This window comes from Peribacillus sp. FSL K6-1552, assembly GCF_038005205.1.
Classification (GTDB): Bacteria; Bacillota; Bacilli; order Bacillales; family DSM-1321; genus Peribacillus; species Peribacillus butanolivorans.
In genome coordinates this window covers 5,609,359-5,634,921 of the sequence record NZ_JBBOST010000001.1, presented here as the reverse complement: position 1 = coordinate 5,634,921, position 25,563 = coordinate 5,609,359, and the positions used below count along the sequence as shown (strand labels likewise).

The 25,563-nt window shown below is 39.9% G+C and carries 27 protein-coding genes and 1 pseudogene; 27 read left to right on the top strand and 1 reads right to left on the bottom strand.

Going from position 1 to position 25,563, the window contains the following annotated elements; genetic code table 11:
* Positions 1 to 9: 9 nt before the first annotated feature.
* Positions 10 to 312: an urease subunit gamma gene (locus tag NST21_RS27030; protein ID WP_053348471.1), complete on the bottom strand. Its 303-nt coding sequence runs from the start codon at positions 310 to 312 to the stop codon at positions 10 to 12.
* Positions 313 to 661: 349 nt separating this feature from the next.
* On the opposite strand from NST21_RS27030, the gene NST21_RS27025 reads away from it, so the two are divergent.
* The 27 genes and pseudogenes from NST21_RS27025 (at position 662) to NST21_RS26895 (ending at position 25,561) form a co-directional block, all read left to right on the top strand.
* On the top strand, positions 662 to 1,117 hold the full coding sequence (locus tag NST21_RS27025) for a hypothetical protein (protein ID WP_157443907.1): 456 nt from the start codon (positions 662 to 664) through the stop codon (positions 1,115 to 1,117).
* A 156-nt stretch (positions 1,118 to 1,273) separates the two neighbouring features.
* Complete coding sequence (gene prfA / locus NST21_RS27020) at positions 1,274 to 2,344, top strand: peptide chain release factor 1 (RefSeq protein ID WP_053348858.1); 1,071 nt, start codon at positions 1,274 to 1,276, stop codon at positions 2,342 to 2,344.
* A 7-nt stretch (positions 2,345 to 2,351) separates the two neighbouring features.
* Positions 2,352 to 3,206: a peptide chain release factor N(5)-glutamine methyltransferase gene (prmC, locus tag NST21_RS27015; protein WP_340892677.1), complete on the top strand. Its 855-nt coding sequence runs from the start codon at positions 2,352 to 2,354 to the stop codon at positions 3,204 to 3,206.
* 160 nt (positions 3,207 to 3,366) lie between these two features.
* A complete protein-coding gene (spoIIR, locus tag NST21_RS27010) occupies positions 3,367 to 4,251 on the top strand; it encodes a stage II sporulation protein R (protein ID WP_340892280.1) in 885 nt (294 codons plus the stop codon).
* 294 nt (positions 4,252 to 4,545) lie between these two features.
* Positions 4,546 to 5,595 (top strand): L-threonylcarbamoyladenylate synthase, encoded by a 1,050-nt coding sequence (locus NST21_RS27005; RefSeq protein ID WP_053348474.1) that lies wholly within the window; start codon positions 4,546 to 4,548, stop codon positions 5,593 to 5,595.
* 75 nt (positions 5,596 to 5,670) lie between these two features.
* Positions 5,671 to 6,237 carry a manganese efflux pump MntP gene (locus NST21_RS27000; protein WP_056524186.1) on the top strand — a complete coding sequence of 189 codons (567 nt, stop codon included), beginning with the start codon at positions 5,671 to 5,673 and terminating at the stop codon, positions 6,235 to 6,237.
* A 259-nt stretch (positions 6,238 to 6,496) separates the two neighbouring features.
* Positions 6,497 to 6,940, top strand: coding sequence for a low molecular weight protein arginine phosphatase (locus NST21_RS26995; RefSeq protein WP_056524189.1), 444 nt, complete (start codon positions 6,497 to 6,499; stop codon positions 6,938 to 6,940).
* 23 nt (positions 6,941 to 6,963) lie between these two features.
* A complete protein-coding gene (locus NST21_RS26990; RefSeq protein WP_340892277.1) occupies positions 6,964 to 8,253 on the top strand; it encodes a methyl-accepting chemotaxis protein in 1,290 nt (429 codons plus the stop codon).
* 129 nt (positions 8,254 to 8,382) lie between these two features.
* Positions 8,383 to 8,829: a ribose 5-phosphate isomerase B gene (gene rpiB / locus NST21_RS26985; RefSeq protein WP_053348478.1), complete on the top strand. Its 447-nt coding sequence runs from the start codon at positions 8,383 to 8,385 to the stop codon at positions 8,827 to 8,829.
* A 141-nt stretch (positions 8,830 to 8,970) separates the two neighbouring features.
* Positions 8,971 to 9,564, top strand: a complete 594-nt coding sequence (locus tag NST21_RS26980; RefSeq protein WP_056524198.1) for a TIGR01440 family protein — start codon at positions 8,971 to 8,973, stop codon at positions 9,562 to 9,564.
* Between the two features lie 410 nt (positions 9,565 to 9,974).
* Positions 9,975 to 11,216: a serine hydroxymethyltransferase gene (glyA, locus tag NST21_RS26975; protein WP_340892275.1), complete on the top strand. Its 1,242-nt coding sequence runs from the start codon at positions 9,975 to 9,977 to the stop codon at positions 11,214 to 11,216.
* A gap of 246 nt (positions 11,217 to 11,462) precedes the next feature.
* Positions 11,463 to 12,092 (top strand): uracil phosphoribosyltransferase, encoded by a 630-nt coding sequence (gene upp / locus NST21_RS26970; protein ID WP_053348481.1) that lies wholly within the window; start codon positions 11,463 to 11,465, stop codon positions 12,090 to 12,092.
* Between the two features lie 45 nt (positions 12,093 to 12,137).
* On the top strand, positions 12,138 to 13,259 hold the full coding sequence (gene wecB, locus NST21_RS26965) for a non-hydrolyzing UDP-N-acetylglucosamine 2-epimerase (RefSeq protein WP_190271565.1): 1,122 nt from the start codon (positions 12,138 to 12,140) through the stop codon (positions 13,257 to 13,259).
* A gap of 83 nt (positions 13,260 to 13,342) precedes the next feature.
* The gene (locus NST21_RS26960; protein ID WP_340892272.1) at positions 13,343 to 15,571 is read left to right on the top strand and encodes a S8 family serine peptidase; all 2,229 of its coding nucleotides are present in this window, start codon (positions 13,343 to 13,345) and stop codon (positions 15,569 to 15,571) included.
* A gap of 275 nt (positions 15,572 to 15,846) precedes the next feature.
* A pseudogene (locus tag NST21_RS26955) lies at positions 15,847 to 16,037 on the top strand (AtpZ/AtpI family protein).
* Between the two features lie 7 nt (positions 16,038 to 16,044).
* A complete protein-coding gene (locus tag NST21_RS26950) occupies positions 16,045 to 16,413 on the top strand; it encodes an ATP synthase subunit I (RefSeq protein WP_048685860.1) in 369 nt (122 codons plus the stop codon).
* Positions 16,414 to 16,435: 22 nt separating this feature from the next.
* Positions 16,436 to 17,131: a F0F1 ATP synthase subunit A gene (gene atpB, locus NST21_RS26945; protein WP_340892270.1), complete on the top strand. Its 696-nt coding sequence runs from the start codon at positions 16,436 to 16,438 to the stop codon at positions 17,129 to 17,131.
* Positions 17,132 to 17,193: 62 nt separating this feature from the next.
* Positions 17,194 to 17,418, top strand: a complete 225-nt coding sequence (gene atpE, locus NST21_RS26940) for a F0F1 ATP synthase subunit C (protein ID WP_048685857.1) — start codon at positions 17,194 to 17,196, stop codon at positions 17,416 to 17,418.
* 167 nt (positions 17,419 to 17,585) lie between these two features.
* Entirely contained in the window at positions 17,586 to 18,107 is a 522-nt protein-coding gene (gene atpF / locus NST21_RS26935) for a F0F1 ATP synthase subunit B (protein ID WP_053348862.1), read from the top strand.
* The gene (locus NST21_RS26930) at positions 18,104 to 18,640 is read left to right on the top strand and encodes a F0F1 ATP synthase subunit delta (protein ID WP_056524204.1); all 537 of its coding nucleotides are present in this window, start codon (positions 18,104 to 18,106) and stop codon (positions 18,638 to 18,640) included. The genes atpF and NST21_RS26930 overlap by 4 nt, the downstream gene beginning before the upstream one ends.
* Before the next feature lie 24 nt (positions 18,641 to 18,664).
* Complete coding sequence (atpA, locus tag NST21_RS26925) at positions 18,665 to 20,173, top strand: F0F1 ATP synthase subunit alpha (protein WP_053348485.1); 1,509 nt, start codon at positions 18,665 to 18,667, stop codon at positions 20,171 to 20,173.
* A 37-nt stretch (positions 20,174 to 20,210) separates the two neighbouring features.
* The gene (locus NST21_RS26920; protein WP_056524211.1) at positions 20,211 to 21,071 is read left to right on the top strand and encodes a F0F1 ATP synthase subunit gamma; all 861 of its coding nucleotides are present in this window, start codon (positions 20,211 to 20,213) and stop codon (positions 21,069 to 21,071) included.
* An 87-nt stretch (positions 21,072 to 21,158) separates the two neighbouring features.
* Positions 21,159 to 22,556, top strand: coding sequence for a F0F1 ATP synthase subunit beta (atpD, locus tag NST21_RS26915; RefSeq protein ID WP_053348487.1), 1,398 nt, complete (start codon positions 21,159 to 21,161; stop codon positions 22,554 to 22,556).
* 25 nt (positions 22,557 to 22,581) lie between these two features.
* Positions 22,582 to 22,983 (top strand): F0F1 ATP synthase subunit epsilon, encoded by a 402-nt coding sequence (locus NST21_RS26910; protein ID WP_053348488.1) that lies wholly within the window; start codon positions 22,582 to 22,584, stop codon positions 22,981 to 22,983.
* A 407-nt stretch (positions 22,984 to 23,390) separates the two neighbouring features.
* Positions 23,391 to 23,765, top strand: coding sequence for an NADH-quinone oxidoreductase subunit A (locus NST21_RS26905; RefSeq protein WP_056524214.1), 375 nt, complete (start codon positions 23,391 to 23,393; stop codon positions 23,763 to 23,765).
* Between the two features lie 26 nt (positions 23,766 to 23,791).
* The gene (locus tag NST21_RS26900) at positions 23,792 to 24,268 is read left to right on the top strand and encodes a NuoB/complex I 20 kDa subunit family protein (protein WP_176527554.1); all 477 of its coding nucleotides are present in this window, start codon (positions 23,792 to 23,794) and stop codon (positions 24,266 to 24,268) included.
* Positions 24,269 to 25,561 (top strand): NADH-quinone oxidoreductase subunit C, encoded by a 1,293-nt coding sequence (locus tag NST21_RS26895; RefSeq protein WP_340892268.1) that lies wholly within the window; start codon positions 24,269 to 24,271, stop codon positions 25,559 to 25,561.
* Positions 25,562 to 25,563 lie beyond the last annotated feature (2 nt).

Below are 25,563 nucleotides of genomic sequence, written 5' to 3'. Positions count from 1 at the left end.
CCCTCCTATTTATCGTATCGGGCTGTGGACAGTCACCAATTTCGTTCCATCTGGAAAAGTTGCTTCAACCTGAATATCATCTATCATTTCAGGTATTCCTTCCATGACATCTTCTTGTGTCAAAATGGAAGCCCCGTACTCCATAAGTTGGGCTACAGTTTTCCCGTCTCTTGCCCCTTCCATTACCTCATAAGTGATGAGGGCGACAGCCTCCGGATGATTTAACTTTAATCCTCTGTCTTTTCGGCGCTTCGCAAGATCCGCTGCCACCACTATCATAAGCTTGTCGATTTCCCGCGGCAATAAATGCATAGTTGAATCCTCCTGTTGTAATTACAAACAATAAAAAAACTCCCTATTTGGAAGAAAGGGGAGCTAATTATTACCCTTTATTCATTTTCTCCTAAATCCATGTAGATAATCCTTTCAAAAGGATTTTAACATACAAAGATTTTAAGATGAAGTTTAACGCAATGCGGTTTGAACTAAAAATAAAAATTATTCAAAATGTTGACATTTGCAATAAATTTTAACCATTAAGATAAAGTCGAGCATTTTGTAAAAAAGAGGGAAGAGAAATAAGAGATACATTTTGCTTCATTTTGGGAAAGCTGAAGAGGAAACGCTCTTTATAAACTTAACCAAAATGGAGGGAAAAAATATGAAATCAATACTGATTTTTATGACTGCTTTTCTTCTTGCTGCACTAACAGCATGCAGTCAAAATGACAATGCAATAAATAATGATTCGGAATATGGGGATCAATCCCGGGATGGCAAAGATTTTGTTGGCAAAAGTTTAAAACGTGTATCTAATAAGGATTGGGACAATGAAGCGGAACGGCCATCGGATCAAGTCCTCAACACTCCGCATCATACATCCAATAATTCTCCATCCATGGGGCAGGAAATAGATAAAATCCGATCAATCATTAAATCGGAAACTAATTATGATGCAGGCTCCGTATGGTTTAATGGCAATACCATACATGTTACGGTCCATGATAAGGGTGAAATCAAGACGGATGAAGAAAGAAATGAGGAAAAGCAGCGAATTCAAGACATGATAACCAGGGTTGTTCCCCAATATAATATAGATGTTAAATTAAAGAAATAACCACAATTTTGAATCCTCTTTGACGTTGATTATTCACCTATACTATAATTAAGCTAGAAGTGAACTCAGTTGGGGCACTTATTTATAGTTAAAAAGGATGGATTACTTCCAACTCGTTTCATGTAGATGTTTTGGAAAATTTATGAGGTGAATAATTTGTTTGATCGACTGCAGGCAGTAGAAGATAGATATGAAAGATTGAATGAACTATTGAGTGACCCTGAAATCATTAATGATTCAAAGAAGCTAAGGGAATATTCTAAGGAGCAATCCAGTATTCAGGAGACGGCTTCAACGTATAAAGAGTATAAAGCAGTTCGTGAGCAACTCCAGGAAGCCAAGGCGATGCTTGAAGACAAACTTGATGCGGATATGCGTGAAATGGTTAAAGAAGAGATTAATGAACTTGAAGAGACCATACAAGGTCTTGAAGATAAGCTGAAAATATTGCTTATTCCAAAAGACCCTAACGATGATAAAAACGTAATCATGGAGATCCGCGGAGCGGCAGGCGGAGATGAAGCGGCCTTATTTGCAGGTAGTCTATACCGTATGTACAGCCGTTTTGCTGAGGTGCAAGGCTGGAGGACTGAAGTTATTGAATCAAGTCCTACAGGGCTTGGTGGTTATAAGGAAATCATTTTCATGATTAATGGTAACGGTGCATATTCAAAGTTGAAATTCGAAAATGGAGCCCATCGCGTGCAGCGTGTACCTGAAACTGAATCAGGCGGACGGATTCATACGTCCACGGCTACGGTTGCCGTTTTACCGGAAGCTGAGGAAGTGGAAGTTGAAATCCATGATAAGGATGTTCGTGTAGATACCTTTGCGTCGAGTGGCCCAGGAGGACAGAGTGTTAACACCACAATGTCAGCGGTGCGATTGACGCATATTCCAACAAATACCGTTGTATCTTGTCAGGATGAAAAATCACAAATCAAGAACAAAGAAAAAGCAATGAAAGTTTTGCGTGCCCGTGTGTATGACAAAATTCATCGCGAAGTACAGGCGGAATATGACCAAAACAGGAAGCTTGCCGTTGGAACGGGTGATCGTTCAGAACGGATTCGTACGTATAACTTCCCGCAAAACCGTGTTACCGACCATCGTATCGGCTTAACGATTCAAAAGCTGGATCAAATTATGGAAGGTAAGCTGGATGATGTCGTGGATGCCTTAATCATGGAAGATCAATCTTCAAGACTGGAAAATGCAGATGAATAATTCTGTAATGAAAGTATTCGAAGTCCTTAAATGGGCTTCTTCTTTTTTAAAGGAAAATGATCGGGATGCTAATGCAGGAGAAATTTTGTTGCAGCATTATTTAAAGCAAACTCGCTCCCAGCTATTAGCCAATCTCCATTATGAACTCAGTAAAGAGGAGTTAGAACAATTTAAGTCCGCTGTTGAGCTACATGTTGATGGGACCCCTGTTCAATATATTACAGGCAGTGAAGAATTTTATGGACGGACCTTCCTTGTTAATGAAGAAGTGTTGATTCCAAGACCTGAAACAGAAGAATTAATTTATTATACACTTCGTAAGCTCCCTAACATTTTTACGAAGGGACAGAAGCTCAGTTTAGCGGATATTGGGACGGGCAGCGGTGCGATTGCAATTACGATGAAGCTTGAAGAAACAGACTTGCTGGTGACAGCCACGGATATAGCAGATCCATCACTTGAGGTAGCGAGAAAGAATGCCAAGTTACTTGGAGCTGAGGTACAGTTTGTGCAAGGTGATCTGCTGCAGCCATTCATTAAGCAGAACAATCAGGTGGACATCCTTTTATCGAATCCTCCTTATATACCAAATGATGATCAAAAATCCATGTCAGTGGTCGTAACTGATCATGAACCACATCGTGCGTTATTCGCTGGTGTCGATGGCTTAGACTTTTATCGCCGCTTTATGGAACAATTGCCACTGGTTATGAAAGTACCGGGACTGATTGGCTTTGAGGTAGGCGCTGGACAGGGCCAGGCAGTTGCCGGTCTCTTAAAGCGGACATTTCCTGCGGCAGAAGTGTCCATTGAAAATGACATTAACAAAAAGGATCGAATGGTCTTTGCTGTATTAAAATGATTCGTCTCAAATGTGAGACGGATTTTTTTGTTTGGAATGTAACGTGCTTCACCCAATATACCTTTTAGAATCTATATTTTTAGTTATCCTCTTTTTTACTTTTACTAGTTTAAGATAACGGAAAATTGGCGAGACTAATTTGTGTGAGGGGGCGAGGGCGATGAAAACTAAACATTTAGCCATTATCTATCTATTAATCTTAACAATAGGAACAATTGTAAGTATATATATGCCTAAAGCGGAGGCGGTCAGTGCGGAAGAAACTATGGTGATTCCAGATGAAGCGATTCGTCTGCGAATACTTGCTAATAGTGATACAGAAGAGGATCAAGCTGTTAAGCGCTTGATTAGAGATAAAGTAAATGAAGATATTACGAAGTGGGTTCAGGAGCTTACCTCTTTGGATGAGGCGAGGGAAGTGATTACTTCGCATTTACCAGATATCCAAGCAACAGCGGAGGCAGTAGTGAGGGAAAATGGTTTGGAACAGTCAGTCAACGTCGATTTTGGACAGGCGGAATTCCCGACAAAGCTTTACGGTCAGTATTTATATCCTGCAGGTGATTATGAAGCGGTGATTATCACACTTGGTGAAGGGGAAGGGGCTAATTGGTGGTGTGTGTTATTTCCTCCATTATGTTTCCTGGATTTTTCAAATGGGACAGCTGTAAGCCAAAGTCCAATTGTCGAGGATGAAGATGAAGAATCAGTGACATCAAAAGGGAAGGCATATGCTGCAACGAATGAAGAGAAAGTTGTGCCCGAGGAAAAAGTTAAAGAAGAAGTTATAGAGGAAAGTGTAAAAGAGGAAGCGCCAGAGGAAAAAGTTAAAGAAGAAGTTATAGAGGAAAGTGTAAAAGAGGAAGTGACAGAAGAAAAGGTTAAGGAAGAAGTGACACCGAAAGTTATCGAAGAGAACGTTGAGGATACAAGTGATAATTTGACGGCATCTACTGACCGAGGTCAACAATTATATGAAGGGGAAAAGGAACCCGAGGTGGAAGTGAAGTCCTTATTTGCAGAAATTTTCAATGAGATTTTTTAAAGTGAGGGCATCTGCCCTCGTTTTTTTACGATTAGGGTAAATGTAATAATACATATCCACAGAGTTATTAACAAAATATCGAAAAAGTCTGTCAATAATCCATAATATCCACAAAGTTATCCACCGTTTCGTTACAATTATCCACAATTTGTGGATAACGCTTGAATTATGTGTATACTTCTTTTATACTTTCAAAGTATATTTTAAGAAATAATAGTACGATAAGACTGAAATATCGTTCATATAAAAGCGATTATATAAAATAAGTAATGCTAAAAGGTGAAGGTGTTTACGATGAAAACGAAAGTTTGGTTAGTGGATAAAAATGTGGATAATTTACAAAGTTATCCCCAAATTACACAATCAGCTGAATTATTAAAGGCTGATCAAGTGGTTGCTTTTCCAACGGAGACCGTATATGGGCTGGGAGCTAATGCTAAAAGTGACGAGGCTGTCAAAAAAGTGTTTGAAGCGAAGGGGCGTCCGAGTGATAACCCTTTAATTGTTCATATAGCTACTGAAGAACAGTTGAAAGATATTGTTGAAGAGATTCCGGTACAGGCAAGGAAACTTATAGCGGAATTTTGGCCGGGGCCTTTAACATTGATTATGAAACGGAAGCCAGGACAGCTATCAAACCTAGTGACGGCGGGTTTAGACACAGTCGCGGTCAGAATGCCAGATCATCAGGTTGCCCTTGGTCTTATTCAAGCGAGTAATCTGCCTATTGCTGCTCCTAGTGCAAATACCTCTGGGAAACCAAGCCCCACATCAGCTAAACATGTTGTGGATGATTTAATGGGCCGGATTGCGGGCATCGTCGATGGTGGGACCACAGGTGTAGGTGTTGAATCTACCGTGCTTGATTGCACGGAGGAAGTGCCTGTTATTTTAAGACCGGGTGGCGTGACAGTTGAACAACTGGAAGCAGTCATTGGAACAGTTAGACAGGACGCTGCCTTGAAACATAAGGATGCAGCACCAAAAGCTCCGGGTATGAAATATACCCACTATGCACCGAAAGCCCCTCTTTTTTTAGTAAAGGGTAATCAAGCTTTCCTTCAGAAGCTTGTGGATGAAAAAAGAGGTGATGGGTTAAAAGTCGGTGTGATAACACCTACTGAACATCAACGAGAATATAAGGCGGATTATATTGTTGCTCCTGGATCATTAGCGGATTTACATACAGTTGCAGCAGGGCTATATGATGCTTTACGACAATTTGATGTACTTGATGTCGATATCATTTTTAGCGAAATGTTTCCTGAGTCTGGTATAGGGGTTGCGGTTATGAACCGGCTTGAGAAGGCTGCAGGTCATCAAATCATAGAAGAACATGCGTAATAAGGACTGATTTATTCTTCTATTTCTTTTCGGACATGCATAACATGTAGTAGGTACGTCCGAGGGAGGTATGGAATGAATACATTCGCTGGAGAAATCATCACCTTATTGCTAATGGCTTTTGCGTTGGGAATGGATGCCTTTTCTGTCGGCCTTGGAATGGGGATGTTTAAGCTAAGGTTAAGGCAAATCCTTTTTATAGGGCTAACTGTAGGCTTTTTTCATATTTGGATGCCCTTGCTTGGTATGGGGGCAGGTCGTTTCATTTCTGATAAATTTGGAACATTTGCTACATACGCTGGCGGTCTATTGCTGTTAATTTTGGGCATCCAGATGTTTATTCCCGGTAAAAGGGGAGAAGCTGGAATTAGAGATAATAAGATGCTCGCTCCTATCGGAAAAGGTCTGTTTATTTTTGCTCTAGGGGTAAGCCTGGATAGTTTTTCGGTAGGGTTAACGCTGGGGATTTATGGAGCTAAAACGTTTTTGACCATTCTCTGTTTTGGAATGGCTGCCACTTTTTTAACGTGGGCAGGACTTTTACTGGGGAGAAAGATGCAGGGGTTACTGGGAGTTTACAGTGAGATTCTTGGTGGTAGTATTCTGTGTGCGTTTGGTCTAAAACTATTATTCTCCTTTTGATGCACCTAATTTCATATCTGTCCTTCCTCAACTGTTCCGAATTACCGGGGCGGTTTTTATTTTTCTCTTTTAAACATTTCACTGTGGAAAAAGGGGAAGAAAGATGGTCTTATCTTATAGGATAAAGGGTTTACGAAATAGACTTAATTTTTTTGTTTGAAGTGAATTTATTATGATATTTTAATAATAAGAGTGCTTTTATTATGACTATTAAAAATGGGGCAATAGCTTATAATGGATAAAAAAGGAGGACGTTAAAATGATCCGAGTATTATTTGTATGTACCGGCAACACGTGCAGAAGCCCCATGGCAGAAGCAATTTTAAAAAACAAGAATATTAAAGGTATCGAAGTGAGATCTGCTGGCGTATATGCTTCGGCTGGCCAAGACGCTTCAATGCATGCTAAAAGTGTATTAGTTGAAAATAACATATCACATAATCATTCCTCAACACCTTTATCTGAGAAGGAAATAGATTGGGCTACTCATATTTTTACCATGACGGAAGGGCATAAAGCGGCCATTATGAGTACATTCCCCCATATTATTGATAAAACTTTTACTTTAAAAGAATTTGTTAATGACGATAAACATGATAGAGACATAATAGATCCGTTTGGTGGCCCGGAAGACCTTTATCGGGAAACGTTCAGGGAGCTTCAAGATTTAATAGAAGAATTAGTAAAAAGTCTGGAAAAGTAAACAAGTCTACAGGGGGAAAAAGAATGGCGGAAAGAACTCAATATAAGTTTGGGTTACGAAAAAAATTAGTTATCTTTATCACAGTCCTTGCTTTAATCACTTATTCAACCTCGGCATTTTTTATTTTCGTGGTCCATCCAATGTTTTTTGAAAATATGAGTTCGATAAGTTTTAGTGTTGGGACACTGCTATTAGGCATATTGTGGTCTGGAATTCTTGCGTTTTTTGCAGCCAGTCTTATTACTAAACCCCTGCAAAGACTAGAAAAAGTGGCGTTAAGTACGGCCCAGGGAAGTATTAACGAAGAAGTAGTTTTATCAAAGACGGATGATGAGATTCGATCATTAGGTACAGCTTTTAACCATATGCTTTTTAACCTGCGGGAAATGGTGCAAAGTATTGAAGAAAATTTCCAAGAGACCAATAACAAGGTCATCCATATTTCTCAAGAATCCTCAAAAGCATCGGAACAGGCAGAAAACATTGCAAGAACCATTGAGGAAATATCCAAAGGTGCTGATACCTCGGCTGTTTCCATCATGAATACGGCTGAATCTATTGATGATGTCATCATGATTGCCCAACAGGTTCAAAATAAAGCGAAGGCATCTGTTGTAATATCCAGTGAAATGGCTGCAGAGCTTTCTCAGAGTAAAGAAGTAGTTAATTCCTTAGTTTTCGGCATTAAACAATTGGCTGAAGAAAACCAACAGTCCCTAAAAACAGTCAAGCGTTTAGAGGAAAATGCGAAAAAGGTAGAACAAATCATTGAGCTTGTCGGCGATATTGCAGCACAAACGAACCTACTTGCATTGAATGCCTCCATTGAAGCGGCACGAGCAGGAGAACATGGGAAAGGATTTGCTGTTGTGGCGGAAGAAGTCCGTCTGTTAGCTGATGAGAGCGCTAAAGCTGTTCAAGGCATTTCAAGTTTGATTCAAAATATTCAGGTTGAGGTACAGGCTGTTGTTAAACAAATTGGCGAACAGGTCATCTTGGCAAATAAAGAAGCCCAAAAAGGTACAAATACGGATATAGCGATAGAAGGAATGACCAAAACAGTACATAATGTTGTCGCTGCGGTAAAAGATATTACTGAGCTTGTTGATCGTCAAATGGAAAGTGTTGAAGAAACATCAAGGCAGTCTCAAGAAGTGGCTGCTATTGCAGAAGAAACATCTGCTGGAGCGGAAGAAGTAACGGCTACGACTCATGAACAAGCAAAGGTTATGGAAAACGTAAAAAAATTGGCTATGGAGCTTAAAGAGCAAGCAGAAAAATTGAAACAGACCATTACACGCTTTCATACTTAATATCATTTTTACAGGAAACCAGTGTAGGTTTCCTGTTTCTATATGGGCGGAAACCTATAGCTTCACTTTATCTTTTCACAATTTTGTGACACAATAAAATCAAATAAAAACAGCTAGAGGAGGATTTTGATGAAAGTTGCAATTGCATCGGATCATGGTGGTATTCAAATCCGCGAAGAAATAAAGAATTTAATGAATGAGTTAAATATTCCATTTGAGGATTTTGGCTGTGAATGTAGTACATCCGTGGATTATCCGGATTATGCTTTGCCAGTTGCCGAAAAAGTAGCGCAGGGTGAGTTTGATCGTGGAATACTAATATGCGGTACAGGTATTGGAATGAGTATTGCAGCGAATAAGGTTAAAGGGATACGTTGTGCATTGGTTCATGATGTGTATAGTGCGAAATTGACTCGTCAGCATAATGACAGCAATATGTTGGCAATGGGGGAACGTGTAATTGGTCCTGGGCTTGCCAGGGAAATTGCCCAAACATGGTTGACATCAGAATTTGAAGGCGGCCGTCATGAAAACAGGATTGGTAAGATAGCGGAGTATGAAGGAAAACACTCCTAATTTAAATCACTAGAATGCCCTTCTTAAGCGATAAGCTGTGCAGGTAAGAAGTGAAGATTTAGAACAAGGACAAGAGGTCTTCTCTTCATCTAAGGTCTAACCAATCAGTAAGTTTTCTTTAAATGAAAGGATGCGTATTTCATGACAAATGATACTACATTTTCAGATGAGCTTGAGATATGGAAAAATCAGTTTCGAATACTGTTACATGAGTTTCAAGAAGAGGCAGCTTTAAAAGAAAAACAGCTATTGGTAATTGGCTGCAGTACAAGTGAAGTGATCGGAAAACGAATCGGCACAGACGGAACAATTGATGTTGCGGGAATGATCTTTGCTGTAACGGAGGATTTCCAAAGAAAAACGGGAATTCAGGTTGCTTATCAATGTTGTGAACACTTAAATAGGGCTCTCGTTTTACCAAGGGAGACCGCAGTTCGAAGAGATTATGAAGAAGTGTCAGTTGTCCCTGTAAGAACGGCAGGAGGGTCGATGGCAACCTATGCCTATCAACAATGGAAAGATGCTATCGTCGTTGAGCATATCAAGGCAGAAGCGGGGATAGACATCGGTGATACTTTCATCGGTATGCATTTAAAACATGTGGCTGTCCCTGTTCGAGTCTCCATTAAAGAAATTGGTCATGCACATGTGACTATGGCTAAAACCCGCCCAAAACTAATTGGCGGAGAGCGGGCTGTATATCAGGATACTTCAGTAAACAAGAGTTGTACTTAATAGAAAATTAGGCAGCATTTCTCAGATGAGGGATGCTGTTTTTGTATGGAGACTATTAAATAAAAGAAAAATGTAAAGAACAAGAAGAATCTTTAACGATTTTTTTGTATAGTACCAATAGAATGGTTAGTGAAGAAAAAACGGTATACCCCCTCATTGGAAAGCTTTTTTACTAATAAAATTCAGGTAGGAAGAGCTATTTACCTTAAATAAGTTGTGAAATGCGAACGTTTTTAAATGAAAAAACAATGAACGTTCGATAAAAATAGACTATCACTTCTAAAATAGACATGTTAAAATGGAGTAGAATTTTCAAATAATTATCGATAAGGCTTTTTCATGTCTTTTTGAAGTCATGTTGTAAATAATGTAAAAAGCGAATAACGCACAATTTGAGGAGGAATTACGGAATGAATCGTTTAGCAAAGCAAGATGAGCAAGTGTTTAACGCAATTCAACTGGAATTAGGGCGTCAAAGAAGTAAGATTGAGCTTATTGCTTCTGAGAACTTCGTGAGTGAAGCTGTCATGGAAGCTCAAGGATCGGTTTTAACTAATAAGTATGCAGAAGGATATCCGGGTAAACGTTACTACGGTGGGTGTGAGTATGTCGACATCGTTGAAGATTTAGCACGTGACCGCGCAAAAGAGATTTTCGGTGGCGAGTATGTAAACGTACAACCACACTCTGGAGCTCAAGCTAATATGGCAGTTTACTTTACCGTTCTTCAAACTGGCGACACTGTGTTAGGAATGAACCTGTCCCATGGCGGTCATTTAACACATGGAAGCCCGGTTAACTTCAGTGGTGTTAACTACAACTTTGTTGAATATGGTGTAGACGAAAAAGATCACCGTATCGATTACAACGATGTTTTAGAAAAAGCACGTCAGCACAAGCCTAAACTGATCGTAGCAGGGGCTAGTGCATATCCACGTGAAATTGATTTCAAACGCTTCCGTGAGATTGCAGATGAAGTCGGAGCTTATTTAATGGTTGATATGGCACATATCGCAGGTTTAGTTGCTGCAGGATTGCATCAAAGTCCAATTCCTTATGCAGACTTTGTAACGACAACTACTCATAAAACGCTTCGCGGACCACGCGGCGGTATGATTATTTGTAAAGAAGAGTTCGGTAAGAAAATTGATAAATCAATCTTCCCTGGAATTCAAGGTGGGCCTTTAATGCATGTAATTTCTGCTAAAGCTGTAGCATTCGGCGAAGCGCTTCAAGATGATTTTAAAGCTTATGCACAACAAATTATCGACAATGCTAAACGTTTGGGCGAAGGTTTGAAAAAAGAAGGCTTTACCCTTGTTTCTGATGGAACAGATAATCACTTAATTCTTCTTGATGTACGTTCTACAGGACTAACAGGAAAAATTGCAGAACATGTACTAGATGAAATCGGTATTACCGTTAACAAAAATGCGATTCCGTATGATCCGGAAAAACCATTCGTTACAAGTGGTATACGTATTGGAACAGCGGCAGTTACATCTCGTGGCTTTGGATTAGAAGACATGGATGAAATCGCTGCAATCATCGGACTTGTTTTGAAAAATAATGAAGATGAAGCTAAACTTGAAGAAGCAAAACAGCGTGTTGAAGCATTAACAAGCAAATTTGAATTATATCCTTCATTGTAATAACGGAGCCGCTTCCTTTCTAGGGAAGCGGCTTTTGTGTGCTTAAATAGATAGACACAGAGAAGAGTGTGTTTTGAAGAGTCGGAATAGTGAAAATAGGTCTGACATCTAAACCTTTATTGAAGATTGAACCTTTTTTCTGTAAAATAGGTTGAAGTGAATTTTAAAAGATACGAAAATTTTTCTAAACGAATAGGGAAATTATAAAAAGAGCAAAATTAAGCAATAGAATTGGAGAGATGCTAAATGGGAAAAGTTTATGTTTTCGATCACCCGTTAATTCAACACAAATTAGCCTATATACGTGATATAAATACAGGAACAAAAGAATTCCGCGAACTAGTAGATGAAGTTGCGTCATTAATGGCATTTGAAATTACAAGAGACATGCCGCTTGAAGAAGTGGAAATCCAAACACCAGTCAGCAAAGCGAAAGTAAAAATGCTTTCTGGTAAAAAAGTTGGTATCGTTCCAATTTTACGTGCTGGTATTGGAATGGTAGATGGAATTATTAAATTGATTCCTGCTGCAAAGGTAGGTCATGTCGGTCTTTACCGTGATCCAGAAACATTAAAACCGGTTGAATATTATGCGAAAATGCCAAGCGATTTGGCAGAAAGAGAATGCATTGTTGTAGACCCAATGTTAGCGACAGGCGGTTCTGCTATTGAAGCTATCAATTCTATTAAAAAGCGCGGTGCAGTTAACATCAAATTCATGTGTCTAATTGCAGCCCCAGAAGGCGTAGAAGCATTAAAAGAAGCGCATCCTGATGTGGATATTTATATTGCAGGCCTTGACGAAAAACTGAATGAACATGGCTACATCGTTCCAGGTCTAGGAGACGCGGGAGATCGTTTATTCGGCACAAAATAATAGAAAGAAACTGAGGTGTCACGATTGAACCAACCGATTAAGGTCATGACGATTTTTGGAACGAGACCAGAAGCTGTCAAAATGGCGCCCTTAGTACTCGAATTTCAAAAACACCCAGAATATTTCAAACCAATCGTTGCTGTTACGGCTCAGCATCGACAAATGTTAGATCAAGTACTCGACCTATTTTCCATTCAACCCGATTATGATTTGAATATAATGAAGGAAAGGCAAACGCTTGCTGATATTACAACAAGAGCATTAAGTGGTCTGGATTCTATAATGAAGGAAGCTAAACCTGACATTGTTCTTGTTCATGGTGATACAACTACAACCTTTGTAGCCAGTTTAGCTGCTTTTTATAATCAAATCGTCATTGGACATGTGGAAGCAGGGCTGCGCACATGGAATAAGTATTCCCCCTATCCGGAAGAGATGAATCGACAGCTTACCGGAACTATGGCAGATTTACATTTTGCGCCGACCTCAAAAGCGGAAGAGAATTTGCTGAATGAAAACAAGAAAGAAAACATATTCGTGACGGGAAATACGGCAACCGATGCCTTAAAAACGACAGTACGGTCCACGTATTCTCATCCAGTTTTGAATAAATTGGAAGATGACCGGCTCATTTTACTTACAGCTCATCGCAGGGAAAACCTAGGGGAGCCTATGAGGAATATCTTTAGAGCGGTCAAAAAAATCGTTGCAGATCATGACGATGTTCAAGTGGTTTATCCTGTCCATTTAAATCCCGCTGTTCAAGAGCTAGCAAACGAGATTCTCGGTGATAATCCGCGTGTCCATTTAATCGAACCGCTGGACGTATTGGATTTTCATAACTTTGCATCAAGAGCCTATTTGATTTTGACTGACTCCGGAGGCATCCAGGAAGAGGCACCATCACTTGGTGTACCTGTTCTTGTTTTGCGAGATACGACTGAACGCCCGGAGGGGATTGCAGCAGGCACCTTAAGACTGGCGGGTACAGATGAACAGACCATTTTTAAAATGGCGCATGAATTGCTAACCAATCATGAAGAACACAAAAAAATGGCTAAGGCCTCTAATCCATATGGGGACGGAAATGCTTCAGCCCGAATTGCTGAAGCCGTACGTTACTATTTCAAGCAAGTCAGTGTACCGCCAACAAGATTTGAACCATAAAAAAGGAAAAGCCAATTGGCTTTTCCTTTTTTATTTGCATACTCCAAGGTAGTTGAGAAAAGATAACTGCTAAGGGGATGATTATGTTGAGAAAGATATCTTTTATATTGTCTGTTTTCCTTTTAATATTTTTTTTCTCAAATGAAAAAGGATTAGCCTCTGTCATTCTGCCGCCATTACCAAAGTTATCTGAATCTAAGAAAGTAACGGTTGTTGTCACGATGGAAAGTCCGATTTCACAAGAAAAGATTAATAAGCTGCTTGAAAAGTATCCATCCCTTCATTTACGTAATATTTATACGGTTGCCCTTGATGGATTTTCTGTATATGGGAAAAAGAATGAAATTGAACAACTTAAGAAGGAGAGTGCGATTCAAGCTGTTACTGAAGTATCCATGTATCATGCCTCGCTAGATGAAAGTGTCCCTTTCATTGGAGGAGACAGGGTGAGGAGTTTCTTTGATAAAAAGAATCACCGGATAACCGGGAAAGGAGTAAAAGTAGGGATTATTGATACAGGGATTGATTATACACATCCAGATTTGCAGCGTAATTATAAAGGAGGAAAAGATTTAGTTGATAGTGATGAAGACCCGATGGAAACGAAGAACATGGGAAGTTTAGATACAATACATGGAACCCATGTTGCGGGTATTATTGCAGCTAATGGAAAGATGAGGGGTGTCGCTCCAGAAGCAGAGATTTATGCATATCGGGCATTGGGGCCAGGAGGTGCAGGAGATACAGAGCAAGTCTTGACGGCCATTGAGTCAGCAATGAAAGATAAGGTAGATGTTTTAAACCTTTCTCTTGGGAACAATGTCAATGGCCCTGATTTACCTATTTCGCTAGCGTTAAATAAAGCGGTGGAAAGCGGAATCGTTGCTGTCACATCAAACGGCAATTCTGGGCCGGCTGTTTGGACTGTGGGTTCGCCTGGGACAGCAGAAAAAGCGATTTCGGTAGGGGCGTCAACTCCTCCGTTGAAGGTTCCATATATGGTTTACGGACTGGGGTCAAAAAAGTATCAATCTTATTTGACTCTATTTCAAGGCTCTAAGAAGTGGAACTTAACTTTTTCGGAAGAAGTAATTTATGGAAATATCGGAAACGAAAATGAGCTAAAACATGTTAAAGATAAAATCGTGTTACTTGAGCGTGGCACACTTACCTTTCAGGAGAAAGTATCCAATGCTGAAAAGGCAGGAGCGAAAGCGGTAATTATATATAATAATACGAGCGGAACCTTTACCGGTAGCTTAGAAAAAGAGATGAACATACCAGTTGCTTCTATTAATAGAAGAGATGGATTACGACTTAAGAAATTTGTGGATCAAAAAAAACACGAAAAAGTTCATTTTGTATATAAGAAGGAGCAAGATAGACTGGCTGATTTTAGCTCGAGGGGACCGGTAACGGTATCTTGGGGGATTAAGCCAGACGTGTTAGCGCCTGGAGTTGAGATTGAAAGCACCATTCCTAAGGGATATATGTCCTTAGCTGGCACAAGTATGTCTGCCCCGCATGTTGCAGGTGCGTGCGCTTTAATTTTACAAAAGCATCCGGAGTGGACTCCTGATCAAGTAAAGTCAGCCTTGATGAGTACTTCTAAGCCATTAAGTAAAACGGCAGATCAACTGTATCGCACATATGAACAGGGAGCTGGCCGCATCCAGGTTGCTGAAGCATTAAAAGCAGACACACTGCTGTATCCAAGTTCTTTGTCATTTGGAATGTATACAAAAAAAGAAGGAATTGAAGAGCATCATGAACCGATTGTCCTTGAAAATACAGGAAAGAAGATTAGGCGGTACTCTTTTATTGTCCCATTAAAAGAGAAGGGACTCATTTGGGATTTGCCGAAATCGATTACTTTAAATCCAAGTGAAAAGAAAGCAATCGATGTGGGACTTCAAGTAAACCCGTCCGAACTCAAGAAGGGTGTTTATGATGGGTACCTAATTATAATGGAAGGAAGTAAAAAAATTTCACTCCCTTATTTATACGTTAAAGAAGAACCGGATTATCCAAGAGTAATGGGGTTTGAATTCGGCCAAGGCGACCAGGCCGGCACATATCGATACGAGATGTATCTACCTCGAGGAGCTGAAGAATTCGGGATTGCTCTTTATGACGCAGACACTTTAAAATTTGCCGGATATATGGATTGGTCGAAACCAGCACCCTCAGGTTTGACCAAAAAAAATATATTTAGAAAAGACTTGCCGCCTAAAGGCGTATATAAAGCAATAATATTTGCAAGAAGGAATGGAAGGGAAGATCGGTTAGAAAAGACGTTACTTATTGAGTGAATAAATGACAATAAGTAAAATAAAACGTATGTCAATAGTAATAAAAAGATAATTTGTGAACAATTCGTTAATAATTACAAACCTGTGACAAATTTCACTAACCACTCATTGACATTGATTCTTGCCTATTGTATGCTAACTAAGGATGTAAAATGAGAGGGTTTTCAGGAGCCCAACATGCAGATTTTTACAGCATGAAATGTTTTCTATCCTCCACCAAATTTCAACCGCGAGGATGCAACTTTCGTCAAATAAATTGCCGTCTATTAATGGCTATGACTTTGATGTCAGCGATTCTTTCTCAAATAGTCGGATCAGTTTTGATCGGTATCTTCTTTTTAGAAAGATGATTTGACAGAACCCTTGATTCGAACCGCTGCTATTAGTAATTGGCCTTCTTTGTGGACTTGCATTAGGTTTACAAGCAATGCTCCATTCAGTTCGAAAATATTTCTCAGGAGATTAAATGAAAAATGCCAGAAATGAAAATCATGTTCAACAGGCAGAGTAAATATATAATTTTTCTTCTGGCGGTTTATGTTGTTGGATGGGGACTTACGAGTTATCAAGCCGTTTTTGCTGGGCTTATACTGGGTACGAGTTTGAGTTTATACAATTTATGGCTGATTAATCAGAAAATGAAAAAATTCAGTCAGGCGCTTGATGAAGGAAAGAAAACTAAATCTCTTGGAACGATGACACGAATGGCATCCGCAGGTCTAGCGGTACTCATTGCATTGGAATTTCCGGAGCATTTTCATCTGATTAGTGTTGTATGGGGATTAATGACAGCTTATATCGTCATTTTTATAGATTTTTTCATCCAATTAATACGTCGATAGCGGGGAAGAGAGGTGAATATAGTTGAATCATGGAGCACCCTTACACGATTTTATGGGTCTAACCTTTAACTTAAGTAATGTCCTAATGATAACAATTGCGAGTCTTGTTGTGTTCTTAATTGCAGTGATTGGTACACGTAAGTTAGCAATGAAGCCAACTGGCATGCAGAATTTCATGGAATGGATTATGGATTTTGTTAAGGGTATTATTAATAGTAACATGGACTGGAGAACAGGTGGTCAGTTTCAACTGCTTGGTATGACTTTGCTAATGTACATTTTTGTGTCCAATATGCTAGGTCTTCCGTTTGCAATTAGTTACGATGGAGTGCTTTGGTGGAAATCACCAACAGCCGACCCAGTTATCACATTGACTCTTGCAGTCATGGTTTTAGGTTTAACGCATTACTATGCTATAAAAATGAAAGGCGCCAAGGGTTACTTTAAAGCTTACAAAAACCCAATGACACTTGTAGAGGAATTTACAAACTCCTTGACACTTGGTCTGCGTCTATATGGTAACATTTATGCTGGTGAAGTTTTGCTAGGCTTATTAGCAGGGACGTTAGCATTTAGTGGACCTGCCGGATTTATTGGTGCAATTGTGCCTACATTAGTATGGCAAGGCTATAGTATTTTCGTCGGTAGTATCCAAGCGTTTATCTTTGTTACGTTAACAATGGTTTATCTGTCTCATAAAGTCAGTGACGACCATTAATTATAAGTTCATTTAGAACTAAAAAAATAAAATTTTGATACAATTTAAGGAGGATATTTATAATGACAGGTTCAGTAGGTCTTCTTGCAGCAGCAATTGCAATTGGTTTAGCAGCACTAGGTGCAGGTATTGGTAATGGTCTTATCGTTTCAAGAACAGTAGAAGGTATCGCTCGTCAACCAGAAGCTCGCGGTATGCTTCAAACAACAATGTTCATTGGTGTAGGTTTAGTTGAAGCGATGCCTATCATCGCGGTAGTAATTGCGTTTATGGTATATGGTGGTTAATAGAACCTTTAAAAAGTTCAAAAATGGCGAAGTTCGTTCCATGTGAACCTTCGCCTTTCCTTTATGTCCACAATCCCGTTTTTATACAGTTTAAGAGCATAGTTTTCTAAAAGTTCATATGAATGAACGCTATAAGAAGTGAAACTCGTGAAGGGAGTGAACCAAGCGTGTTAACAAGCAGCTTTGTACTTGGGTCAACGTCTCATGGCTTTAATGGCGGAGACATGTTATTCCAATTAGTAATGTTTATCATTTTGTTAGCGTTGCTGAAGAAATTTGCATGGGGTCCTCTAATGGGCATCATGACTCAACGTGAAGAACATGTTGCAAATGAAATTCAAGCAGCGGAAGCTAGCAGACAAGAAGCACTTAAATATTTAGAAGAACAACGTGAAATCGTAAAACAATCTCGCACTGAAGCGGGACAACTTATAGAAAACGCAAAACTTCAAGGTGAAGCACAGCGTGAAGATATCGTGAATCAAGCACGTCTTGAAGCTGAACGTGTTAAAGAATCAGCGAAGCGTGAAATTGTACAGGAAAAAGAAAAAGCTATTACAGCATTACGCGAGCAAGTGGCATCTTTATCCGTACTTATTGCTTCTAAAGTAATTGAAAAAGAACTATCTGAAGCTGATCAAGAGCAATTGATTAATGACTACATTCAAGAGGCAGGAGAAGGGAAATGAGCGATATAACAGTAGCAAAGCGTTATGCCGTTGCCCTTTTCCAAATTGCGAAAGAGCAAAATCTCATTAACCAACTTGAAGAAGAGCTTCGCATAGTGAATGAAGTTTTTACAAATGATAATGAGCTATTAAGCTTCTTAGCTCATCCTAAAATGACTAAAGATGCAAAAAGTGCTTTGATTGCAAATGCATTTGCAAGCCTTTCTTCTTCCGTTCAAAACACAGTAATGTTAATGGTAGAGCGTCATCGTACAGATGAAGTGACTGCTATGGCACAAGAGTTTATTGAACTTGCGAATGAAGAAAACTCAGTTGCGGATGCAACTGTCTATACAGTTCGTCCATTGACTGGATCAGAAATGGAAGCTGTGTCTTCATCTTTTGCTGCAAAAATCGGTAAAAGAAATTTACGCATTACTAATATTACGGATACCAATATTCTTGGCGGCATCAAACTTCAAATCGGTAACCGCATATATGACGGAACGATTAGCGGTAAGCTTGGTCGTCTTAGCAAACAACTATTAGGTTAATATTCACAGATAGGGGTGAAATTCATGAGCATCAAAGCTGAAGAAATCAGTGCGCTGATTAAAAAGCAGATTGAAAACTATCAGTCGGAAATTAAAGTAAGCGATGTAGGTACAGTTATCACTGTTGGTGATGGTATCGCACGCGTTCATGGTTTAGATAATGCAATGTCTGGGGAGCTCTTAGAATTTTCCAATGGTTCAATGGGTTTAGCACAAAACCTTGAGCAAAATAACGTAGGTGTTGTTATTCTTGGACCTTTCAGAGACATTCAAGAAGGCAGTGAAGTACGCCGTACAGGAAGAATCATGGAAGTACCAGTTGGAGAAGAATTAATCGGACGTGTTGTAAATCCGCTTGGACAGCCATTAGATGGTCTTGGCCCAATCGCTACAACAAAAACTCGTCCAATCGAAAGCCCTGCTACAGGTGTTATGGACCGTAAATCTGTTCATGAACCATTACAAACAGGGATTAAAGCTATCGATGCTCTAGTACCAATCGGACGTGGACAACGTGAGTTAATCATTGGTGACCGTCAAACTGGTAAAACATCAGTTGCGATCGATACAATCCTTAACCAAGCTGACCAAAACATGATCTGTATTTATGTTGCTATTGGCCAAAAAGAATCAACAGTTCGTGGAACAGTTGAAACACTACGTAAAAATGGTGCATTAGATTACACAATCGTTGTATCTGCATCAGCTTCTCAACCAGCACCACTTTTATACCTAGCTCCATATGCTGGTGTGACTATGGGTGAAGAGTTTATGTTTGCTGGCAAGCACGTTTTAGTGGTTTATGATGATCTTTCTAAACAAGCATCAGCATACCGTGAACTTTCCTTGCTGCTTCGCCGTCCTCCAGGTCGTGAAGCTTTCCCTGGGGATGTATTCTACTTGCACTCCCGCTTACTTGAGCGTGCAGCTAAATTGAATGACACTTTAGGTGCTGGTTCAATCACTGCGCTTCCATTTGTTGAAACACAAGCAGGCGATATCTCTGCTTACATTCCAACAAACGTTATTTCCATCACAGATGGACAAATCTTCTTACAATCTGATTTGTTCTTCTCAGGTGTACGTCCTGCGATTAACGCTGGTCTTTCCGTATCCCGTGTTGGTGGATCTGCACAAATTAAAGCGATGAAAAAAGTTGCTGGTACATTACGTCTAGACTTAGCTTCTTATCGTGAATTGGAAGCATTCTCTCAATTCGGTTCTGATCTTGATGCTGCTACACAAGCAAAACTTAACCGTGGTGCTCGTACAGTTGAAGTTCTTAAGCAAGATCTAAACAAACCAATTAAAGTTGAAAAACAAGTCATGATTTTCTATGCATTAACTAAAGGTCATTTAGATGATATTCCAGTATCGGATATCCTTCGTTTTGAAGAAGAATACTATGTGTTCCTAGATCGTTCTCATCCAGAATTATTAGATCACATTCGCACAACTAAAGGTCTTCCTGAAGACGCTGCTATCGTTGCTGCAATTAACGAGTTCAAAAAGAATTTCGTTATTTCTGAATAATAAGGTCTAACTAATTTATAAAGGGTGGTGAGAATGAATGGCCTCTTTACGCGATATTAAGTCTCGGATTACTTCAACGAAAAAGACGAGTCAAATTACAAAAGCGATGCAGATGGTATCTGCTTCTAAAATGAACCGTGCAGAAGCGAATGCTAAAGCATATGTTCCATATATGGAAAAAATTCAAGAAGTAGTATCAAGTATTGCGAACGGAAGTACGGATGCATCTCATCCAATGCTTGTCTCACGTCCAGTAAAGAAAACCGGTTACCTGGTAATCACATCGGACCGAGGATTGGCAGGAGCCTACAACAGTAGTATCCTTCGCCACGTTCATAAAACTATTCTTGAACGCCATAAATCCAATGATGAGTTCGTCATTATCGCAATCGGAAGGGTTGGCCGTGATTTCTTTGTCAGCCGTAATATGCACGTAGAGCTTGAAGTAATTGGTGTTCCTGATCAGCCGTCTTTCGCTGACATTAGCTCCCTTGCTAAATCAACAGTGAATTTGTATCTAAATGAACTGTGTGATGAGCTTTATATGTACTATAACCATTATGTCAGCCCAATCCAGCAGGATGTAACGGAAAAGCAAGTCCTTCCGTTAGCTGACTTTAATACTTCCAATGCAACATTGACTTCTTATGAATTTGAACCGAATGCAGAAGAAATTCTTGAGGTATTACTACCTCAGTACGCAGAAAGTTTAATTTATGGTGCTTTGTTAGATGGTAAAGCAAGTGAGCACTCTGCACGTATGACTGCAATGAAAAATGCAACCGATAATGCGAAAGAATTGATCGATTCACTTTCATTGCAATATAACCGTGCACGTCAGGCCGCAATTACTCAAGAAATCACGGAAATTGTCGGCGGTGCAGCAGCTTTAGAATAAAATTATTAAAGGGACGGTCGGCCCGGACGATATGTTGGCCGTTCCATAAACTTGATAGTCGTTATAAGCACGTTAGGAGGGAAAACGATGAATATAGGACGCGTTACTCAAGTTATGGGTCCGGTTGTTGACGTGAAATTCGAAGACGGACAACTTCCTAAGATCTATAACGCGTTAAGAATCGAAAATACAGCGTCTGGTACAGGACTAACTCTTGAAGTAGCCCTTCAACTAGGTGATAATACAGTTCGTACTGTAGCAATGTCTTCCACGGATGGTTTAACTCGTGGTGCAGAGACTGTTGATACAGGAGCTCCAATTTCCGTTCCTGTAGGTGAAGTAACTCTAGGTCGCGTTTTCAACGTATTAGGGGAAAACATTGACCTATTTGAACCACTTACAGCTGAAGTACGTCGTGATCCAATTCACAGACAAGCACCAACTTTTGAGAACTTATCAACATCAGTTGAAATTCTTGAAACTGGTATTAAAGTAGTAGATTTACTTGCACCTTACATCAAAGGTGGTAAAATCGGACTCTTCGGTGGTGCCGGTGTTGGTAAAACTGTACTTATCCAAGAACTTATTAATAACATCGCACAAGAGCACGGCGGTATTTCAGTATTCGCTGGTGTAGGTGAGCGTACTCGTGAAGGAAATGACCTTTTCTACGAGATGACTGATTCTGGTGTTATTAAGAAAACAGCGATGGTATTCGGACAAATGAACGAGCCACCAGGTGCACGTATGCGTGTAGCTTTAAGTGGTTTGACAATGGCTGAATATTTCCGTGACGAACAAGGACAAGACGTTCTTTTCTTCATCGATAACATCTTCCGTTTCACTCAAGCAGGTTCAGAGGTTTCTGCCCTTCTAGGCCGTATGCCTTCAGCGGTAGGTTACCAACCAACCCTTGCTACAGAAATGGGTCAATTACAAGAACGTATCACATCAACTAATAAAGGTTCTGTTACATCTATTCAAGCGATCTATGTACCTGCCGATGACTATACGGATCCGGCTCCAGCTACAACTTTCGCTCACTTAGATGCAACAACTAACCTTGAGCGTAAACTTTCTGAAATGGGTATCTACCCAGCAGTTGATCCATTGGCTTCTTCTTCTCGTGCTCTTAGCCCAGAAGTCGTTGGAGCTGAGCACTATAAAGTAGCTCGTCAAGTTCAATCAACTTTACAGAAATATAAAGAACTTCAAGATATTATTGCGATCTTGGGTATGGACGAGTTAAGCGAAGACGAAAAAGTAATCGTTGCCCGTGCTCGTAGAATTCAAAACTTCTTGTCACAAAACTTCCACGTGGCTGAACAATTTACTGGTCAAAAGGGATCTTATGTGCCAGTTAAAGAAACAGTCCAAGGATTCAAAGATATCCTAGCTGGAAAATACGACGAACTTCCTGAAGATGCTTTCCGTCTAGTTGGTCGCATCGAAGAAGTTATTGCTAAAGCAAAAGAAATGGCTTAATTAAAGGGACCTAGGAGGGAATGAAATGAAGACCATTAAAGTCAATGTTGTTACTCCCGATGGCCCAGTATATGATGCAGAAGTTGAAATGGTAAGCACTAAAGCTAAAAGTGGTGAGCTGGGAATTATGGCTGGACACGTTCCAACTGTAGCTCCTCTTACCATCGGTGCTGTCCGTCTTAAAAATGGAAGCAACACAGACTATGTAGCTGTAAACGGTGGCTTCTTAGAAGTTCGCCCTGATGTGGTAACCATTTTAGCTCAATCTGCTGAAAGAGCTGAAACTATCGATCTTGCACGCGCTCAAGCAGCAAAAGCACGTGCGGAACAAAGATTGCAGAACAATGATGGATCAAATGATACCAAAAGAGCTGATTTATCGCTTAAACGTGCTATCAATCGGATTCAAATTGCAGAAATGCGATAATTTTATATAATCAAAACACCAGGACTTTCCATTTGCGGAGAGTCCTGGTGTTTTTTATTTTAGTCATACAATCTAAACTGCCTTTAAAAGAGCTTATTATCATACAAACTCATAATTTCTGCATTTGAACGTCGAAATAAGAAAAAATCTGCTGAAAGTTCATACAAAATATCGAATTATAGTGTAAAGTATTTTCCATATTAACCCTTACTTCATCGACATACTAATTTCTGGATGATATAATGTATACGCTTACATTTATTACTTCTGGCCCCCTCGTTGTCACGTTACTTCTAAAAAATTGTAGCACTGCATAAATATTTAAAACAAGATTCCAATAAAAAAAGAAGACAAGCAAGTTAAAAATACACCTATTAAACATGATTTCTCTATAAAGGGAGATGGACATGGGACAGCTGCATATTTACCAAAATAACTATTTAATTGTATTTGTTTTTCTTACTCTTGGCATTTTACTACCTTTAGTCGCATTATTTCTTGGAAGACTGCTTAGACCATACAAACCGAATGATATGAAATACACGACTTATGAAAGTGGGATCGAGCCTTTTCAGGATTCAAGAGTTCAGTTCAATGTCAGGTATTATTTATTTGGCTTGATGTTCGTCATTTTTGATGTAGAAACTGTTTTCCTTTACCCATGGGCAGTAGCTTACGACGAGCTGGGGCTGTTTGCGCTAATTGAAATGTTATTTTTTGTCCTGATCCTTTTATTAGGACTAATCTACGCTTGGAAAAAGAAGGTGTTAAAGTGGAATTAAAATTAGACGACCTTACCCCTGCGGAAATGGAAGAATTGCGTCACAGTATTTTTTTATCCACACTTGAACAAGTAAAGGCCTGGGCAAGAAGTAATTCCCTATGGCCAATGACTTTTGGTTTAGCATGCTGTGCGATTGAAATGATGGGAGTGGGTTCCTCTCATTATGATTTGGACCGTTTTGGTTCTTTTTTCCGGACATCACCTAGACAATCGGATGTCATGATTGTTTCTGGCACTGTAACGAAAAAAATGGCTCCGATAATAAGGAGATTGTACGACCAAATGCCAGAGCCGAAATGGGTTATTGCTATGGGGTCTTGTGCAACTGCAGGTGGACCATATGTGCGATCATATTCGGTTGTCAAAGGGGTAGATCAAATAGTACCTGTTGATGTTTATATCCCTGGGTGCCCCCCAAACCCGGCAGCACTTATTTATGGTATTAATAAATTAAAAGAAAAAATCCGTTACGAAGCGAAAACTGGAAAGCGGGTGATATAGATGAGTGATGAGCAGGATTTAGCGCAACAAAAGAAAGAGGCAGCTGCAAAGGCAAAAGCCGCAGCTTTAGCCCGAAGACAGTCAAAAGAAAGTGTAACAGTAGAACGGGAAGGAAATATGAATGTAGCCAAACAAAAAGCCGCCGCTGCTGCAAAGGCAAAAGCAGTTGCTTTAGCCCGAAGGCAGTCAAAAGAAAGTGTTACAGGAGAACCGGAAGGAAATATGGATGTAGCGAAACAAAAAGCCGCCGCTCTCGCTCGAAAACAATCAAAAGAAAGTGGAATAGAAGAATCGGAAGGAAATATGGATGTAGCGAAACAAAAAGCCGCCGCTGCTGCAAAGGCAAAAGCCGCCGCTCTCGCTCGAAAACAATCAAAAGAAAGTGGAATAGAAGAATCGGAAGGAAATATGGATGTAGCGAAACAAAAAGCCGCCGCTGCTGCAAAGGCAAAAGCCGCCGCTCTCGCTCGAAAACAATCAAAAGAAAGTGGAATAGAAGAATCGGAAGGAAATATGGATGTAGCGAAACAAAAAGCCGCCGCTGCTGCAAAGGCAAAAGCCGCTGCTCTCGCCAGAAAAAAGGAATTAGTGAGCAAAGAAGAGGATCCTGAAAAAGCAAAGGCTAAGGCCATTGCTGCTGCAAAAGCGAAAGCCGCTGCTCTCGCCAAAAAAAAGGAATTAGTGGGCAAAGAAGAGGATCCTGAAAAAGCAAAGGCTAAGGCCATTGCTGCTGCAAAAGCGAAAGCCGCCGCGGCTGCAAAGACCAGGGCTAGAGTAGAGGGGAGTACAGAAGTTCACACCCCAGATGAACCTTCGCCAAACCAATCAATACTCGATCAAATTGTTCAGGCTATTGAAAGGAGTTTGGGACAAGGTGCGCTAACAGATTACTATATTAATAACCTATCAAAAGATGTCCCCACATTAGTTGCTAAACCAGATACATATTTTCAAATAGCTAAAATTTTACGATATGATGAACAGTTGAACTTTCACTATTTATCAGAACTGCATGGAACAGATTTTGAAACTCATATGGAAATCTATGTTCACCTATATTCATTTAATACGAATCATTCGGCTGCCTTGAAAGTGAAGCTGGATAGGGATTCTCCAGTTGTTCCTTCATTAGTCCCTTTATGGTCGGGGGCAAATTGGCCGGAATGTGAGGCCTACGATTTACTCGGTATCCTCTTTCAGGGACACCCTGATTTAAAGCGGATTTTACTTGGTGAGGATTGGATCGGGTATCCTCTTCGAAAAGATTATCAGCCTTATGATGTGGAGGTGTAACC